The organism is Formosa sp. S-31 (assembly GCF_051172795.1).
In the GTDB taxonomy this organism is placed as follows: domain Bacteria; phylum Bacteroidota; class Bacteroidia; order Flavobacteriales; family Flavobacteriaceae; genus Formosa.
In genome coordinates, this window is record NZ_JAENDK010000002.1 from 311526 (window position 1) to 327507 (window position 15982).

At 36.8% G+C, this 15982-nt stretch carries 17 protein-coding genes; 1 reads left to right on the forward strand and 16 read right to left on the reverse strand.

The genetic code is table 11. The features are described from left to right. Positions 1-63: 63 nt before the first annotated feature. The 16 genes from I3217_RS01535 to I3217_RS01610 all read right to left on the reverse strand — a co-directional run bounded on the left by I3217_RS01535 (position 64) and on the right by I3217_RS01610 (position 14059). Positions 64-552: a YybH family protein gene (locus tag I3217_RS01535; RefSeq protein ID WP_435047962.1), complete on the reverse strand. Its 489-nt coding sequence runs from the start codon at positions 550-552 to the stop codon at positions 64-66. Positions 553-731: 179 nt separating this feature from the next. Beyond that, positions 732-1286, reverse strand: coding sequence for an NUDIX hydrolase (locus tag I3217_RS01540; RefSeq protein WP_435047963.1), 555 nt, complete (start codon positions 1284-1286; stop codon positions 732-734). Between the two features lie 123 nt (positions 1287-1409). Then, on the reverse strand, positions 1410-1745 hold the full coding sequence (locus I3217_RS01545) for a n-acetylglutamate synthase (protein ID WP_435047964.1): 336 nt from the start codon (positions 1743-1745) through the stop codon (positions 1410-1412). Positions 1746-1757: 12 nt separating this feature from the next. Beyond that, complete coding sequence (locus I3217_RS01550) at positions 1758-2138, reverse strand: hypothetical protein (RefSeq protein ID WP_435047965.1); 381 nt, start codon at positions 2136-2138, stop codon at positions 1758-1760. Between the two features lie 42 nt (positions 2139-2180). After that, positions 2181-2342 carry a hypothetical protein gene (locus I3217_RS01555; protein WP_435047966.1) on the reverse strand — a complete coding sequence of 54 codons (162 nt, stop codon included), beginning with the start codon at positions 2340-2342 and terminating at the stop codon, positions 2181-2183. A 64-nt stretch (positions 2343-2406) separates the two neighbouring features. Beyond that, positions 2407-2580, reverse strand: coding sequence for a hypothetical protein (locus I3217_RS01560; RefSeq protein ID WP_435047967.1), 174 nt, complete (start codon positions 2578-2580; stop codon positions 2407-2409). Positions 2581-2671: 91 nt separating this feature from the next. Continuing rightward, a complete protein-coding gene (locus I3217_RS01565; RefSeq protein WP_435047968.1) occupies positions 2672-3379 on the reverse strand; it encodes a hypothetical protein in 708 nt (235 codons plus the stop codon). A 32-nt stretch (positions 3380-3411) separates the two neighbouring features. Then, complete coding sequence (locus I3217_RS01570; protein WP_435047969.1) at positions 3412-4206, reverse strand: cation transporter; 795 nt, start codon at positions 4204-4206, stop codon at positions 3412-3414. 69 nt (positions 4207-4275) lie between these two features. Further along, positions 4276-4998 carry a hypothetical protein gene (locus tag I3217_RS01575; RefSeq protein ID WP_435047970.1) on the reverse strand — a complete coding sequence of 241 codons (723 nt, stop codon included), beginning with the start codon at positions 4996-4998 and terminating at the stop codon, positions 4276-4278. A 362-nt stretch (positions 4999-5360) separates the two neighbouring features. Then, positions 5361-6296 (reverse strand): hypothetical protein, encoded by a 936-nt coding sequence (locus tag I3217_RS01580; RefSeq protein ID WP_435047971.1) that lies wholly within the window; start codon positions 6294-6296, stop codon positions 5361-5363. 146 nt (positions 6297-6442) lie between these two features. Next, positions 6443-8965 carry a cation-translocating P-type ATPase gene (locus I3217_RS01585; RefSeq protein WP_435047972.1) on the reverse strand — a complete coding sequence of 841 codons (2523 nt, stop codon included), beginning with the start codon at positions 8963-8965 and terminating at the stop codon, positions 6443-6445. Positions 8966-9198: 233 nt separating this feature from the next. Next, on the reverse strand, positions 9199-10059 hold the full coding sequence (locus tag I3217_RS01590; protein ID WP_435047973.1) for a tyrosine-protein phosphatase: 861 nt from the start codon (positions 10057-10059) through the stop codon (positions 9199-9201). Between the two features lie 178 nt (positions 10060-10237). Beyond that, positions 10238-11842 carry a serine hydrolase gene (locus tag I3217_RS01595; RefSeq protein WP_435047974.1) on the reverse strand — a complete coding sequence of 535 codons (1605 nt, stop codon included), beginning with the start codon at positions 11840-11842 and terminating at the stop codon, positions 10238-10240. 111 nt (positions 11843-11953) lie between these two features. Beyond that, positions 11954-12733 carry an SDR family oxidoreductase gene (locus tag I3217_RS01600; protein ID WP_435047975.1) on the reverse strand — a complete coding sequence of 260 codons (780 nt, stop codon included), beginning with the start codon at positions 12731-12733 and terminating at the stop codon, positions 11954-11956. Further along, positions 12730-13182 (reverse strand): GNAT family N-acetyltransferase, encoded by a 453-nt coding sequence (locus I3217_RS01605; protein ID WP_435047976.1) that lies wholly within the window; start codon positions 13180-13182, stop codon positions 12730-12732. Before I3217_RS01605 ends, I3217_RS01600 begins: the two co-directional genes overlap by 4 nt. A gap of 118 nt (positions 13183-13300) precedes the next feature. Next, positions 13301-14059 (reverse strand): hypothetical protein, encoded by a 759-nt coding sequence (locus tag I3217_RS01610; protein WP_435047977.1) that lies wholly within the window; start codon positions 14057-14059, stop codon positions 13301-13303. 215 nt (positions 14060-14274) lie between these two features. On the opposite strand from I3217_RS01610, the gene I3217_RS01615 reads away from it, so the two are divergent. Beyond that, positions 14275-15660, forward strand: a complete 1386-nt coding sequence (locus tag I3217_RS01615; RefSeq protein WP_435047978.1) for a sugar transferase — start codon at positions 14275-14277, stop codon at positions 15658-15660. Positions 15661-15982: the final 322 nt, after the last annotated feature.

Sequence of the window (15982 nt, forward strand, 5' to 3'; positions counted from 1 at the left end):
CTATAATGTTGAACTGACAACTTTGATTTTAGTAACTAAAATCCATCCTTTGCGGAAGGCTTTTTAATGATTTTGTAATGTTTCGAATACTATTTTCCAGGAATCATCGGGTTGTCGTTTCCAGTTTATAATATAGGTGCCAACGTTTTTAATGGTGTCAGAGGTTTCCTTATTAATAAAAATCTCGTTAAATGTATTATAAGACACAGCCATATCTGCAGAGGGAATAATAGTTGGTCTACCTCGGCTAATCAGTTTTACATCGTATGTCTTATAAATGTGTTTCCATTGTGTTATTAAAGAATCTTTTGTTAACTGTTTTATAGGCGAACCAGGGTAAATAGCTGTGTAATTGTCAGCGTAAAATTCAATCCAATCGTAATCAAATCGTTGATATACACTATAAAGGCTGTCTACTTGTTTTGTAATCAGGGCCGTCAGTTCAGCATCGGTAGGTTTTTCTTCAGGCGCTAAAGTGTTATCATTTTTGCATCCGGTAAGTATATAAAACAATAAGACAATTAGAGGCAATCGGTATTTAATACGGTTCATAATGGTGTTGGTTTTAATGGCACACAACCTAATAATGTGTAGTAAGCTGGTTAAGGTTAAAACACTAAGATAGTAAAACTGATGCGATTTATTATTTTGAAAATCAGTTGTTTGTGTTTTGTGTAACGCTTTTAGCAGGATATTTATATATTCTGCTCAATCTCAATAGCCTACTGTCTTTATTTAAAAAGCTCAGGAAACATGAGATAGGCTTTCATAATAAACGCCACAGTATCGGCTACCCAGATCTCGCCATTTTGTATCATTTTCAGCGTTTCGGTAGGCGTACGTTTTATAATTTCAATATCCTCGTTAATATCCAGGTTTTGTGTGCTGTTAAACGTGACTCCTGTAGCCAGAAAGCCAAAGCTTATTTGCGATGATTTAGTGGGTACATTTGCAATCTTTCCAATGGGGATAAGCTTGTCCAGACTTGTTTTAATGCCGGTTTCTTCTTCCAGTTCAGCCAGAGCAGAGTCTTCAATGCTTTTGCCGTTTTGCTGAAATCCTGCAGGTAACTCAATCACTACTTCTTTAATGCCGTGTTTATATTGTTTCACCATAACAATCTCATTATCTGTAGTTATCGGCAATACCATAGCCACATTCCCTAAGGTGGTAATATAGTAGTCGTCAATTAGTGTCCCGTTTGGGAGTTCTATGGTGTGCTTTTGTATAGGAAACCAAGGGCTTGGTGAGACATCGGTTTCCGAAATAATTTTCCATGTTTTCATTTTATATCTATCTGTTTTTTATTGCTACAGCTTGAAGCTAATACTATGTAGCAAGATACAGGCTTTTTAGCCAGGGTATTAAAGATACTTTGTTTTAGCAGAATAGTTTAAGCAAGCTAATTTTTAAATTTCCTCAATTACAGACTGTCCTTTCGAGCAATCACCAGAGGTCCATTGCCAGGTTTCGTGCAGTCTTAGTTTTCCGTTGGGTAGTAATTCGGGTTTAGACAAACAGCGGCCGGTCATTAACTCGCCTTTATCGTTTATCTGGTGGTAGCACATTTCTATATTGCCCAAGGCGTCTACCAGGCCCATTAAATGGCCTTTAGTAATGCTACCGCCACGATATATGGCAGTGAGTATGTTGCCTTCTTGTTTGTATTCAAAAACAGTGTCTGCTGTTGTCTCCCCGTTAATCGTGTTTTGTACCGGTCTAAACCGTTTGTTGTGGTAATTCATTTGCAAAGGGTATTAGTCTTTAATTAGTGTTAGCGATAGTTTGTGGTATTGTTCTGTAGTATCATTTGCACCAATCTGGTAGGTGTAATAGCCGCTGGATAGTGGTGTTTCTCCAACATAATCTGTGGGTTGCAGGGTGTAGGTCTCATCGTTTATTTTTAATTCAACAAACGCATAGCGATAGGCGATTTCAAAGGTTTTATAGTCGGATACCTTACCAGGGCCAATATCTTCAAAGTTAACGTTACCGGTGGAGGTGTTTACTATAATATCCTGATAGTTAAAAGCACTGGTATTAGAGAGTCTTATATGTACTTCAGAAGCTCCTGAATCTTTAGTGGTACAGTTAAAAAGCGGTAGTAGTAATACCATTAGTATTAAGAGCTTTTTCATAGGTTTTAGTTTTAAATGATGGTAAACAAGCTAAAATTCAGATTATGCTTTCTTTTTAGATCTAAACTGTCCGGTTACGAGTAGTACTATTCCGCCACCAACTAAAACACCTGTAAGGAAATCTGTTCCGTCATGCTCAAAAGAAATTTGTAACACAATTCCAACGAGCACCATTATTAAACCAATAATTCGTATGCTATTCATAATTTGTTTTTTTTTAATTTTTAGAGAGTTCGTCAGTTTGTGTTTCCATTTACAAACTCATAAATCATTTATTCTTAAACTTTCTTTCAGAATATTGTCCTAATTGGTATGCTATTAAAATAGGAATTAAAGCAAAAGCCATATACTTTTCTAAAAGTCCATATGCCGATAATGTTAGCAATATGGCGGTAGAAACAACAATAAAAATGAAGTCGAAGGTTCTTTTTTTTAGTTTCATCTATTTTGGTTTTAATATCGTAATGTAAACAAAATCATACATCTAGACAGCCTGAGTATATGCAAAAGTAATCTGGTATCTAGTTCGTTTTTTAGTTGTTAAAATCAATAGTATATTTTTTTGTAGTTCCGGCGTCAACAAATAGTGTGTCGTATTCCCTTGTAAATACATCATTTATTTTTCTAACTATTTGTAGAGCCACAGGTTGGTTGCCAGCTATTTCAATTAATTGATTGCTCTCAAATTCATTAGACCATCCCCGAACTAAACCACTAACAGATTGAGAAAAACCAACTGGAGTGATGTAATCGAAATTTGTAGAGAAATAATCTTTTTGTTGATAATCATCTAAGTTTAATAAGGTTAAATCTAAAAACGCTTTTTTGGGTACATTATGGTTTCTAATATAAATTGTATCTCTTTTAAGCGGATAAATTGAAATTCTGCGTAAGTCTGTCTCAATAAATTTATCCTCATCTAGTTCATCATAATACATTGTGTGAATGCCTTCTTCTAGCTCGTCGTCTCGAATTAAAAACTTTAAATTAAATTCTCCTTTTTCATTCGTTCTTGTAGTTGCTTTTTTTCTTAAAACCCCGGCACCATATGTTGTGTTATCCCATACAACAGTTATTTTTCTATTTACAATAGGTACAGTTGCATTGTCTGTCATTAATTTTCCAATTATTTCGGTACAATTGGTTTCACAATTTTGGCTTATTAGGTCGTCTTCTTTTTCTGTACAAGCTTGAAAAGCTAAAACAATAACCAGGCTCAAAATGCCAAATTTTAGTTTCATAGTTATCTGGTTTAGTAATTCTAAATATAGTCTTATTTACTTAATTTTAATATTCTGAACGCGCCTTGTACAACTAAAACAAAAACTATTGTTCCTATAATTAAATCGGGAGTGCTCGAACTTAACCAATTAACTAAAAGTCCTGCTATTATTACGCCCAAATTAATAATAACGTCATTAGAAGTAAAAATCATACTGGCTTTCATATGTGCTTCTTCTTTACTTTTAGACCGTTGTAACAGATAAAGACAAATTGCGTTAGCTATAAGCGCAAAAATTGAAACGATAATCATAGTCGAAAAATCTGGAAGGTTTTCATTTCCAAAAAATCGTCTCAAAACCTCAACAAACCCAATAAATGCAAGTGTTATTTGGAAATATCCGGCAAGCTTAGCAATGCGCTTTTTTTTAACTACAGTGCCGCCAACTGCAAATAAGCTAATACCGTAAACAAAACTATCGGCAAGCATATCTAAGCTATCGGCCACCAAACCCATCGATTTCGATAGTATACCCGTGGTTATTTCAATTATAAAAAAAGCAAAGTTAATGGCAAGTACTGTCTGTAGTAAGGTTTTCTGGTTTACATTGTCTTTAAAATCTACTTGATGTGTTTTTTCTGTCGATAGTTTCTTTCCTCCTAAATTCAGTTCAAGTACAGATGTTTCTATTTGTTCAGTGTCTCCGGTGTGAAAAACAGTTAATGTACGGTTGGGGATATCAAAATCTAAATGAGCAATGCTTGAAAACCCGTCCAGTTTCATGCGGATTAGATTTTCCTCCGACGGGCAATCCATTTTAGTAATCTCAAATATTGTTTTATGCATTTAGTTTTTCCTTGTTTTATTTTCTGGTTATGCAATGCACGTTTAATTAGCTGTTTGGGGTAGTCCTTTTTAAGAATACCAGGTATCCTCAATGGAATCAATTACCCATTTACCACTTTTATTTTTCTTAATAAAAATTCTATATCCTCTTCCATTTAAGATGCCAATAGAGTAACCCGCATTAAGAACACCATAAGTTCTGGTCTGGTCAAATATAATTCTATTAAAACCAACGCTTGCAGCAATAAAATAATCATATTCGGTTCTCCAGAATTCACGTCCTTTTGGGAACTGAGAACGATACTTAAATTTAAATTTCTCGTTATTCGTTATTAGCTTATTTAAGTCGATGCGGTACTTTAGTTCAGGGTTAATTTGTATTGTAGTTTGAATTTTAAAGTGTTTAGACAGTTCATCGATGTCCTTTTTTTCGAATCTACAAATAGAATCATAAACTACTAAAAAGATAGCAGATGTATCTTTGTTTAAAGCGTCTTTTTTTTGCTCGTATTTAGCCATATAAGTCTTATATTCCTTAGTGTTTCTGTAGTCTTTAATGGCTTTATTACTGTCGCTTTTGTATTCTTCATTGCTATAGAAAAAACCGGGAGGAGGGGGAGGTGGTAGATGCAGGCGTGTCTCAAAATAAATAGAATCTATAATTGAAGGAAAAATATCATAAAATACAGCTTTCTCGAATGCGATGTCTGAAATCTCTTTTTCTTCCTGACTGTAACTGCATAACGATGTAAAAATAAAAAGTGCAAATAGTATATATGCTTTTTTTCTCATAGTTAATTATAAACGCTTATCTTCAAAATCTCAACGTAGTATATAAAAAATAGTGCTGTTAGGTTTAGGTGTTAAGTTTTCGTTTACCGCTTCTAAAATAGTTATTATTTTTAAGACTTTCCTTACGGCAAACCGTAAACCGGAGCTGTTTTTCCTGTGTTGTCTTAATACGGGTGCAGTATCCTACTATATTCGTTTTAAAAACGTTCATTTTTAAAATATAGCCCCGAGCCAGAGACGAACAAACCTCGAACAAAACCCCTCTAAAATCGTGTTTGCGTTATCCGAGGGATAACTAACGGGTAACTATAAGAAGCTAATGTAGTAGATTGTTTAGATTATATAAATTCGCGAGAGTAGGCTTATTGAATCGTGTTTTGAAATTTAAACGACAGGTCTAGTTTTACTAATCTAAGTTTATCCGGATGAGCTTTTTCTACAAATTTTACGCGGTAATACAGTGTTTCTGTAAGAGGTAAATTGTTGTAATCCTCCTGAGATATAATACTTTTAAAAGCATCAGCCGATTCCTCATGGGACGAATTATTTTTTTCCTGCGCGGTCAAAAAATGGTCTACCTGTTCTAGGGCTATAATTTGAATATCTGTAAACCCATGTTTTTCGAGCTGTTTAGTTACTCTTTTCGTTTTACTGTCTTCTTTGAAATTAAATATTCTGAATGCTTTAGTGCCCTTTTCGGTCTCAACATCCATAAAAATAGAATGAAAATATTGCTGTTCAAGGTGTAATATTTTTACCAGTGTTTTAAGCTGTTGTTTTAAATTAAATTCTGCATTAATAGCATCCATTATTTTTCTGACTTTTCTCAATTCAGGAGAAATATTGGGCTCGCGATGGTAATAGTCCGATTCCAGTTCCCAATACGAATAGCTGCGTTGTAAGGAGTTTGTATTTACTACGAACGTGGTCATGCTGCCATCAAGAGTCTGATTGTAAGAACAATCGTCAGGAATAGTTTCAAAGTCATTTTGTTTCAATAACTTCATAAGTTTTTCAACTGTAGTTTGAGTAATGCTAATGTTTTGCACGTCTCTTTTTAAATGACCGTCTTGGTCTTTACTTGAGGAAATGGCATTTGTTAAAACGCCTTTAAAATCTCCGTTTTTTAATTCTATAAGTTGAAGCACCTGATAGTCTTCGATATCAACTTCATAAAGTCTTTCATGAATCGAACTGTCAAACTCCACGAGTTTTAATTGGGTTCTCCAACTATCCTGAGCACTTAAGTATGGACAAACTAAAATAAGGCTGAAAATTAAGGTTACTATACGAGTCATTTGTGTTATTTGGGTACTGTATAATTGATTTAAAACTTAGCAAAATAAGGAATAATTACCGCATAAGGCATTAATAAGAGGGGATAAAGATGTGAATATATTTTATAATAGATTATGGCATTAGTATAGAGTTGTTTAAGTGAGGGTTAGTTTAAATTTAAAGCAAGTTTTTTTTTTCTTTTAACATATTTAACCCCTTCGAACCAGATTACCGATATAAAACCAATAGCAATACTAAAAGCAATTTGGGTAGCGGTTAAAGTTTCAAACTTAAAGAAGGCTGTAAATGGCGGTATAAACAGCAAGAGTGCGGTAATACCAATGGTTATGGCAATAATAAGGCCGATGAGTTTGTTTTTATAGCCCAATGTGGTAACAACAGAATGGTAAAACGAGCGGTTAACCAGGGTTAAAAAAATGTTGGCAGTAATAAGCACAGTAAATACGATGGTACGGGTTTGCGCTTCGTTACACTGATAGTGTACAGCTGTCTGATATGCCAATAAAGTTCCTGAAGTAATGGCCAGTCCCTGAAGTATGCTGGTGGTGAGTTCCTTTTTATTAAAAAACGTCGTGCTTAAAGGGCGTGGTTTCTGGGTCATGACATGCGGTTCCAGAGGTTCGTTTTCGAACGCGATAGAGCAGGTAGGGCCCATAATAAGTTCCAGAAATATAATGTGTACAGGGGTAAAGATATTGGGATATACCCAGCCCAGTGCCAGCGGAATAAACACCGTAAGGATAATGGGAATGTGTATGGAAATAATATACTGTATTGCTTTTTTAAGGTTGGTATATATTTTACGTCCCATAGATACGGCATCGACCATTTTAGAGAGATCGTCTTCCAGTAAGATTAACGACGCGGCCTGTTTGGCTATTTCGGTGCCTTTTTTACCCATAGCCACGCCAATATGAGCAGCTTTAAGCGCAGGCCCATCGTTAACACCATCGCCGGTCATGGCTACAATTTGGCCGTCGGCTTTAAGGGCATTTATAATGCGCAATTTGGCTTCGGGGAACATGCGGGTAAACACATAGGTGTGTTTTACCTGGTCCTGTAAGGCGGCATCTGAAAGTTTCATAAGGTCTTCGCCACTCATATGCGCTTCCAGACCTTTAAAGTCTATTTGCTGCGCTATGGCTGTGGTGGTTGCAGCATTATCGCCGGTAATAATTTTTACATCGATACCCGCTTGGTAAAATTGATTGAGCACGCTATGAATGTTGGCTTTTGGCGGATCGTAAAAGGCTACAAGACCTTTAAAATTAAAGGGGAGTTCCTGTTGTTTTTCTGGATACGTGTTACTACTGAAATCACTACTTGCTACCCCCAGTATACGATACCCCGAACTGCTTATAGTCTGTATGGCGGTTTCTACCTCCTGTTTGTCTGATGCACTCAGGTTACACACCGCCATTATGGCTTCGGCGGCACCTTTGGCGGCTATAATACGCTGTCCGTCGCGGGTTTCAAAAACATGGGTCATCATAGGCGGTTTGCCTTCCAGCGGGTATTCGTGTACCATACTGTACTGCGGACGAAGGTCTGTAGTGGTGTGTTGGGCATAGGTCTCGTGCAGGGCGACTTCCATAGGGTTAAAGGGGATGGGTTCGCTGGCCCACATAGCGGTGGTAATAAGGTCTATGGCTTGTACAGATAACTCAGAATCTATAACGGTGACTGTAGGCGGGTTTAAGGTAAATACCTTAGCCAGATGCATTCTGTTTTCGGTTATGGTTCCGGTTTTGTCGCTGCAAATTACTGTGGTGCTCCCCAGTGTTTCTACCATTTTCATTTGCTTTACAAGGATGCCTTTTTTCATGAGTCGCCAGGCACCTATAGCCATAAAGGCACTAAAGGCCATGGGGATTTCTTCGGGCAGTATACTCATGGCCAGAGTAAGGGCTTTTAAAAGACTGTCTAAAACATTGCGCGAATTAAAGAAATTAATGGCCCAGACAATTAGAAACACCAGGGTACCCAGAATAACCAGTTTCTTTACAAAATTGTTTATCTGTAGTTCAAGCGGGGTTTTGCTTTCGCTAATGTCTTCCAGACTTTTCCCTATTTTACCCAGCTGGGTGGCATTACCAATATGGCTTACCGTGGCAATAGCCAAACCACTAACCACAGTAGTGCCTTTATAAATAACATTCTGATTGTTGTCTAGGGTACTGTCTTTAAATACCGGCAGTGCTTCTCCTGTTAGTATGGATTCGTTAACCGAAAAGTCGTTGGATTGCACAATGCGGCCATCGGCAGGAATGGCGGTGCCTTCTTCAATCATCATAAAATCGCCAACAACCAGAGCTTCGCTGTTTATAGATTGCACTTCGCCGTCGCGTATTACTTTGCAATGGGGTTGCGTTAGCGCTTTTAACTTTTCGAGCGCATTGCGACTTGTAGTGTCCTGATACAATGCAATGGCCGATACAATACCTATGGCACTTAATAAAAAGAGGGCATCGCCTGTTTCGCCACTGATAAAATAGATAATGGCCGCGGCGAGCAGGAGTAAAATCATAGGTTCTTTAGCCAGACTCTTTAAAGCATCTAGTACGGTGTTTTGCTGTTTGTAGTTTAAAACATTAGTGCCGTGTTCTGCTCTGGACTGGTCTACCTGGGCACTGCTTAAGCCCTGTATGTCGAATTGTGTTTCTGGCATTGTTGGTCTGTATTAGCACAGGAACCGAAAACCAAAATATCATAGTATTAGGTAACAGGTCCTGCATACTATTAAAGTTAACGAATATTTTAAGCTTTTGAAACAGAGAGGAGTTATCGCAATTTAAACTGAATAAAGTCAGGGCAGGACTCTATCTAAAAGTACAAAGCCCTGTAGTAAACTACAAGGCTCTGAAACGTGTGAAAATATAACGAGTTAAAAAATGAAGACACTTATTTTTCCAAATAAATGGCTCTAAGTTTTTGTACATCTACTTTAAGTACCTCTAGGAAATTGTCCATACTACCGTATTTTTCGTTTACAGCCGTATAAAACGCATCGATATAATCGCGTTCTACACCAAGAAGCGGGCGCAATAATTCGCCAACACCAGGGCCGTAGTTACTGTTCATATAAGCTACTGTATTCTCTATGTATTCAGATAGATAGGTGTTCGAGTTCATAAAGTCTTCTATAATAGTTTCTTTATCTACACCTAAAGCTGTTAACACTAAAGCAGTAGTCATACCTGCACGGTCTTTACCTGCGGTACAATGCCAAAGGGATACAGCGTTATCCTGCTCTAATAAATCGAAAATTGCTTCCCATTGTTGTTCTCTGTGGGTATCAATTTCTGAATATGCAGGTAGCATAAGGTCTGTGGCTTTAAGCTCGCCAGACATTACCATAGCCATATAATCGGTACCATTGGTAGCCCCGTTAGAATCGTCTATTAAAGAGTAGTGGTACGCTGCAATGTCTGCTGGTAAAACGTCCTGAGCTTCTTCAACCTCGCTGTCTGTACGTAAATCGATCACCTGATTAATACCAAGATCTATAAGCGTAGCCTGATCTTCTGCAGTTAAAGCCGATAATTCTCCAGAGCGGAATAGTTTACGGTATAATATGCGCTTATTTTCGGCACCTACAAACCCTCCAAGGTCTCTCATATTATCTTCACCTATAAGCTCGATATGATTGTCGTAGGTTACATAGTCCTGTTCGTTAATAGAATCTTCGTCGTTACTACACGAGATAAAGCTGAAAGCAAGTAGGCTACAAGCAGCAAAAATACTTCTTTTCTTAATAGTCATGGTAATAGTTTATTTGGTTTTTATTTCTGAATGCAAAACAAACCGAAACATGTTAACTGAAATTTTAAAACCTATTAAGTAACTATTAAGAAACCTTGAGAAATATGAGTGTTTTTATATAAAATGTTTAAATATGTTAAATTAGAATAAAGCGAATGTTAAGCAGAAACCGGGCGTTTTAGTGGTGTGTCCGGGTTTCCTGTTGATTAGGAATACGTTGCAGGTCGAGATCCTGAAAATCGAAACTGAAATCTATAGCAGGCGAAATCCCTTTCATTTTTATGCTTTGTGCAAGTCCGTTTTCATCCAGACTAAACATGACAAAGGCATCGGCATCTACCATATACGAATCGCTCCATTTACATACAAAGGTGTTGGCCTTATAGTAAAACAATTCACCTGTTAATTTTGGCGAGCGCTGCGATTTAAACCAGAGTTTGTTGTTTTTTAAATAGATATCGATTTTGCCAAACCAGGCATCTGCATAGGTGCCTAAATAGTGTTCTGGTTTTACAGGTACTGTTTTATTAGTCTTTACAGTTTGCCATACGACGTCTACAACAGCTTGTGCCTCAGTATTTTTATTTTTTAAGGTATTAGTATAGGTAGCTACCCAGTCGAACGTCTCTAATCCCATATACGAATCGGCAATGGTTTGCGATACTGCTGAAAAAACACCTGCACCGTCCAGATAGGTATTGGTAAGCACAACAATACCTAGGTTTAAATCGGGGATAAGCAGCGTTTTAGATAGCATGCCTATTAAACCTCCCGTGTGCGAAACGACCATATTCCCTTTGGCATCGGTAAGTTGCCAACCCAGACCATAGCCGGCAAAATGCGAATTGTACCGCGGATTCTTATTGGCCTGCTGTACGGTGTGTATGGTCCACATAGCGTTCTGGCTGGCAAGAGAAAACAGTTCCTTATCCAGATTTTCACCGTACTTGCCATGGTTAAGCTGCACCAGCATCCATTGTGCTAAATCGTGAACATTGGAATAGATACCCCCGGCAGCACCGTTAATTTTTTCAGGATCCCATTGTTCCGGGCGCACTGTTGTTATGGTTTTGCCTTCATTAAGATGCGGTACGGCAGTATTGCTGTGGTCTTTTATATAGTTATACGAGCTGTAACTGTGGTCCATACCCAGTGGTTTAAAAATCCGAGTCTCAATAAACGTCTCGTAACTCATACCGCTTACACGCTTTATAATTTCGCCGGCCACCAAATAGAGCAGGTTATCGTAATCCCATTTGGTACGGAATGCAGATACTGGTTTAAAATGCTGAAAGCTACTAATGATGTCGTCTATAGTAAAATCTGAGCCGTCTGGAAAAAACATAAGATCTCCCATACCCAGAGACAGTCCGCTACGGTGCGTAAGCAGATCTTCTATAGTGAAGTTTTGCTGAACGTAAGGATTGTACATGGTAAATTCCGGAATGTGTTGTACTACTTTGTCAGTCCAGGTTAACTTGCCGTCTTCTACTAGCATGGCGAGTGCAGAACAGGTAAAAGCTTTACTGTTTGAGGCAATGCCGAAATTGGTACTGGCGTTTACGGGGGTTTTAGTATCTATAGATTTTACACCATAACCTTTTTCATGTACTATTTTACCGTCTTTAACTATAGCTACAGCCACACCGGCAACAGCAAAACTATCCAGAGCTCGGGCTATGAGAGCATCAATTTCTGAAGAGTTAATCTGTGACTTGGCAGATGGAAGGTTTACAGAACAAATAAAGAGAATCAGGTAAAAGACTTTTAATATACGCGTCATTACAAAACGGAATTAGAGGATTAATACCACTAATTTACAGATAATTAGGACAGCGTAATAATAAATTATATGCGCGAGTTTAAAATTTGTTTTAAACTGCCTTTATATGTTTTATAATGCTGAAATATAATTAATTAAATCTGAATGTGTAAAGTTGTAGTTTAATAACTGTTTTACTTTAGCATTACTTACAATTTTGTAGCTGTTAGACGAGTTTTCGTTAAATACAGGTGCGGGGCGTCCTTGTTGTAAAACTGCCTTTGTATAAAATTCGCGACGTGTAGGATGCGTATCAGAACAGGCATTAAAAATAGTATTGTAAGTATTTGTCTGTATGACTTTAGTAATAATGCCAATGCAATCGTCCAGATGAATCAGGTTAATATAGCCCTCCGGATTACTGGCAGGACGTTCGGGTTTCATAAAGTTTCCCGGGTGTCTGCTGCCTCCAAATAGTCCGGCAAACCGAATAATGGTGGTTTTAAAATTAGGGTTGTTAATAAACAGTTGTTCTATTTGTGCAAGTGGTGTATCCAGAACAGGTGTGTCTTCTGTAACCACACCATTGGTGTTGGGATACACCGAGGTAGAACTAATAAAAATAATCTGTTTAATTGTAGAGGACTCTATGGCAGTAATCAGCGTTTTAAACCCATCGATGTTTTTAGAGGTTATCGCAATAATTAAAGTTATAGTATCGAGGAAACCTGCAGGTATTCTCGAATCAACCTCCAATTGAAATAGGTAGGGTTCAACTCCTTTGGTTTTTAAGAGCTCCAGTTTTTCTGGTGTTGTTGTAGTCCCTTTAACTGTATATCCCTTTTCAATTAAATGACTCGCTAAAGGAAGTCCCAGCCAGCCGCAGCCTAATATGCTTAGTATTGGTTTCATTGTCCTAAGGTCTTTTTAAAACATTTACTATTTGCTACATTTTCATACTGGCCATAATTAGGAATAACACTGTAGCCTTGTTTGGTGTATAAGCCTATCGCTTCGGGTTGTTTAATGCCGGTTTCCAGTATGCAATAGCTATAACCCAGAGTTGCTGCCCAGGCTTCCAGTTCGCTTAAAATAGCAGAGGCGATACCTTTACCACGCGCTTCCGGGGCGGTGTACATACGCTTTACTTCCATAGTGTCTTTATCGAAGGGTTTAATAGCACCACAACCTAAAGGAATACCGTTCTGATAATAGAGTACCACATGGTTTAATTGGGTGATACCGTTAAACTGATGGTAAAAGGCATGCTCTTCGCCATCGCGTTTAGCGAGATCGCTGTCTAATAAACGTACCAGACCTACAAAATCGGGATTTAAAGCATCTGTGCGAACCAGAGTCATATAACTTGAAATTTAGACGAAAATACGGAATAAAATGGTTTGAACAGGGCAATAAAAAAAATACTGAATTGCATATTTTATATAGCAATTCAGTATTTAATACTCAATTTAAATTCGATTATTTTAAATACGAGTATATAGCAGTTACAATTGAGGTTTCATTATATTCTGTACTCACAGCTGTTATTGTGGCTGTCTCAGGGTATTGTTCGTCATCATAATCGTAGTTAGCTGTTAGTGTTAATAATAAATCTCCTTCGTTATTTTTATATATGATTTGTGACGGATTGTTTACAGGAAAGAGACTTTTTGCTTTAACTAATTCTGGACTACTTGTTAAACTAAAGTTTAATTTAATCTTATCCATCGCTGAAATTATTCCAGCAGATTCTAAGGTGTAATAATAAGGGTTTGGAGCTTTATCGTATGATACTTCTGCTGTGTATACTTTGTTATAATAGCTATCGGTTTCGTAATCATATGATTCTTCTATGAACTCAATTAAAGTAGGGTTCCCATTATTATCATATTCTAAAGGAATGCCTGTTTCAAAAGCATCATAGGGCGAATCAGAAATATCTTCAATCGATGCGGATTCACCGCCTCCTGTTATGTTAGTTAAAGAGTTGTTTTCGTATATAAGTACACTACTTTCTTCGCCGTTACTAATTGTACTTAGAGCGCCTTGATTATTATATGTCAAGGTTATAGTTCGACTTTCATTGTAATCTCCGTTGGAGTTTACCGTTACTGATTTTAATAATTTTTCTTTCACGTCTCCATTCGCTTCTTCAAATTCATCTGATGTAGAATTACTACAAGCTGTTGATAAAATTAAACTTAAACATAATGCAATAAATAAAACTGGTTTTTTCATAAAATAAGATTTTTAGATGACAAAGATTTAAGAATACTATTACATTTTCTTACGGAAACCCGTAAGTCCGTAATAAAATTTATAAAGTTTTAAAAACTTCATAATTGAAATTCAGCGGCATAACGAAAATTTTAGTCGTACATCGAATCCGGAGTGTTTGCGATGGGAACGGGTCAATAAATCACATATATTTATGAAGACCAACTAATTAACCTATGCCCAAAAATCAAATCTCTTTTAATATCTCCGAGCGAAAGATTTTGTTGCGTCTGGTAGATATTTTTATAGTACTTTCTGTACTGTTTGGCTTAAGTTATTATTTCCATTTTGATTATTTTACCATTTCCAACGAGAACTGGTTGTGGGTACTTGTTTTAGTGGTTTATATTACCATTTTTGGTACGGTATTCGAAATTTACGATTTGCAGAAGTCCAGTGTTTTCGAAAGCACTTTACCTAATGTGTTTATGACTACGATGGTCGTGGTGTGTTTCTATTTGTTAACGCCTTATTTTACACCGTTTTTACCTGAAAAGCGGATTCAGATTCTGTTTTTCTTTCTTGGGATTTTAGGTGGAATCATGGTTTGGCGTTCGGCATATATTACCCTTATTGCGAGTCCACGGTTTTTTAAGCATGTACTGCTGGTAGGAGAACCGGAACAGATCGATGATATTGTAAAGTCTTTTAAAAGTGTAGACCCAAATTATAATATCGTGGGCTTTATTAACTGTCAGCCGGAAAACACGTATACACAACAAAATACCAGAGCTTTTAATTCAATAGATCTTCATCGTATTATTGAAGAAGAACATGTATCTGAAATTATTGTGGCAGCCTATGACGCCGAATTAATTACTCCGCATTTATATCACGACTTAATGTGTCTGCTCGAAAAAGGGTTTCCAATTAAAGAATACACACACGCTTTCGAATCTATGACTGGAAGAGTGCCTGTACATTACTTAGGGAAAGACTTTTATAAATATTTTCCGTTTAGCCGAAACAACCACAATAAACTGTATTTGTTACAACGCTGGATTTTCGATATTAGTTTTGCCGTTGTAGGCTGTTTGTTTTGTGTGCTGTTAATACCTTTTATTGCCCTGGGAAATCTTTTTGCAAACCGAGGTCCTTTATTTTATACACAGGAACGCGTAGGGCGACATGGAAAGCCGTTTAATATCGTTAAATTCAGAACCATGGTGGTAAATGCCGAAAAAAACGGCGCAGTATGGGCGTGTAAAAACGATAAACGTGTGACTGCTTTTGGAAGGTTTTTAAGATGTACACGGTTAGATGAATTTCCGCAATGTATAAATATCTTAAAAGGACACATGAGTCTAATCGGTCCACGTCCTGAACGTCCTGAATTTGTTAAGGATTTATCGGAAACTATTCCGTTTTACGAAGCCAGACATATGATTAAGCCCGGAATTACGGGCTGGGCTCAGATTAAAGTACGTTATGGGGAAACCGTTGCCGACAGTTTATTAAAATTACAATACGACCTGTATTATATAAAACATCGCGGGTTCTTTCTGGATTTAAATATTTTAGTAAAAACAATTAGTACCGTTATATTTTTCCGGGGCCAATAGGCTATTTGTTCCTCATCTTCACAGAGTATAATTCGGTTTAAAAACCGATTGTTTCAGCACTTAAATTTTAAAAAAGTGTTTCAATATTTATGTTTAAATTACTTTAAATTAATGAAACTTAATTTGTTGTGTAATTTACGTAAACGTTTGAAAATTAATGGTGTAAGTTTAGTGTGTCTGAAATGATAAAAATTGTGAAAAAATTAAGAATTTTTCAACTTTTTATATTTATCGCAATAAAAATCAATCTTTTTTTAGTGTTATTTAGGGGTTTGTTGAATTTTGTTTAAATAATTTAAAATCAACCCTTTTAATTTGAATT

What these genes read in the sequence shown, in the direction of transcription:
- I3217_RS01610 (WP_435047977.1), bottom strand. Translation starts at nt 14,059, where the DNA reads ATGAAAAAACCAGTTTTATTTATTGCATTATGTTTAAGTTTAATTTTA.
- I3217_RS01575 (WP_435047970.1), bottom strand. Translation starts at nt 4,998, where the DNA reads ATGAGAAAAAAAGCATATATACTATTTGCACTTTTTATTTTTACATCG.
- I3217_RS01565 (WP_435047968.1), bottom strand. Translation starts at nt 3,379, where the DNA reads ATGAAACTAAAATTTGGCATTTTGAGCCTGGTTATTGTTTTAGCTTTT.
- I3217_RS01560 (WP_435047967.1), bottom strand. Translation starts at nt 2,580, where the DNA reads ATGAAACTAAAAAAAAGAACCTTCGACTTCATTTTTATTGTTGTTTCT.
- I3217_RS01540 (WP_435047963.1), bottom strand. Translation starts at nt 1,286, where the DNA reads ATGAAAACATGGAAAATTATTTCGGAAACCGATGTCTCACCAAGCCCT.
- I3217_RS01615 (WP_435047978.1), top strand. Translation starts at nt 14,275, where the DNA reads ATGCCCAAAAATCAAATCTCTTTTAATATCTCCGAGCGAAAGATTTTG.
- I3217_RS01535 (WP_435047962.1), bottom strand. Translation starts at nt 552, where the DNA reads ATGAACCGTATTAAATACCGATTGCCTCTAATTGTCTTATTGTTTTAT.
- I3217_RS01545 (WP_435047964.1), bottom strand. Translation starts at nt 1,745, where the DNA reads ATGAATTACCACAACAAACGGTTTAGACCGGTACAAAACACGATTAAC.
- I3217_RS01590 (WP_435047973.1), bottom strand. Translation starts at nt 10,059, where the DNA reads ATGACTATTAAGAAAAGAAGTATTTTTGCTGCTTGTAGCCTACTTGCT.
- I3217_RS01550 (WP_435047965.1), bottom strand. Translation starts at nt 2,138, where the DNA reads ATGAAAAAGCTCTTAATACTAATGGTATTACTACTACCGCTTTTTAAC.
- I3217_RS01585 (WP_435047972.1), bottom strand. Translation starts at nt 8,965, where the DNA reads ATGCCAGAAACACAATTCGACATACAGGGCTTAAGCAGTGCCCAGGTA.
- I3217_RS01570 (WP_435047969.1), bottom strand. Translation starts at nt 4,206, where the DNA reads ATGCATAAAACAATATTTGAGATTACTAAAATGGATTGCCCGTCGGAG.
- I3217_RS01555 (WP_435047966.1), bottom strand. Translation starts at nt 2,342, where the DNA reads ATGAATAGCATACGAATTATTGGTTTAATAATGGTGCTCGTTGGAATT.
- I3217_RS01580 (WP_435047971.1), bottom strand. Translation starts at nt 6,296, where the DNA reads ATGACTCGTATAGTAACCTTAATTTTCAGCCTTATTTTAGTTTGTCCA.
- I3217_RS01595 (WP_435047974.1), bottom strand. Translation starts at nt 11,842, where the DNA reads ATGACGCGTATATTAAAAGTCTTTTACCTGATTCTCTTTATTTGTTCT.
- I3217_RS01605 (WP_435047976.1), bottom strand. Translation starts at nt 13,182, where the DNA reads ATGACTCTGGTTCGCACAGATGCTTTAAATCCCGATTTTGTAGGTCTG.
- I3217_RS01600 (WP_435047975.1), bottom strand. Translation starts at nt 12,733, where the DNA reads ATGAAACCAATACTAAGCATATTAGGCTGCGGCTGGCTGGGACTTCCT.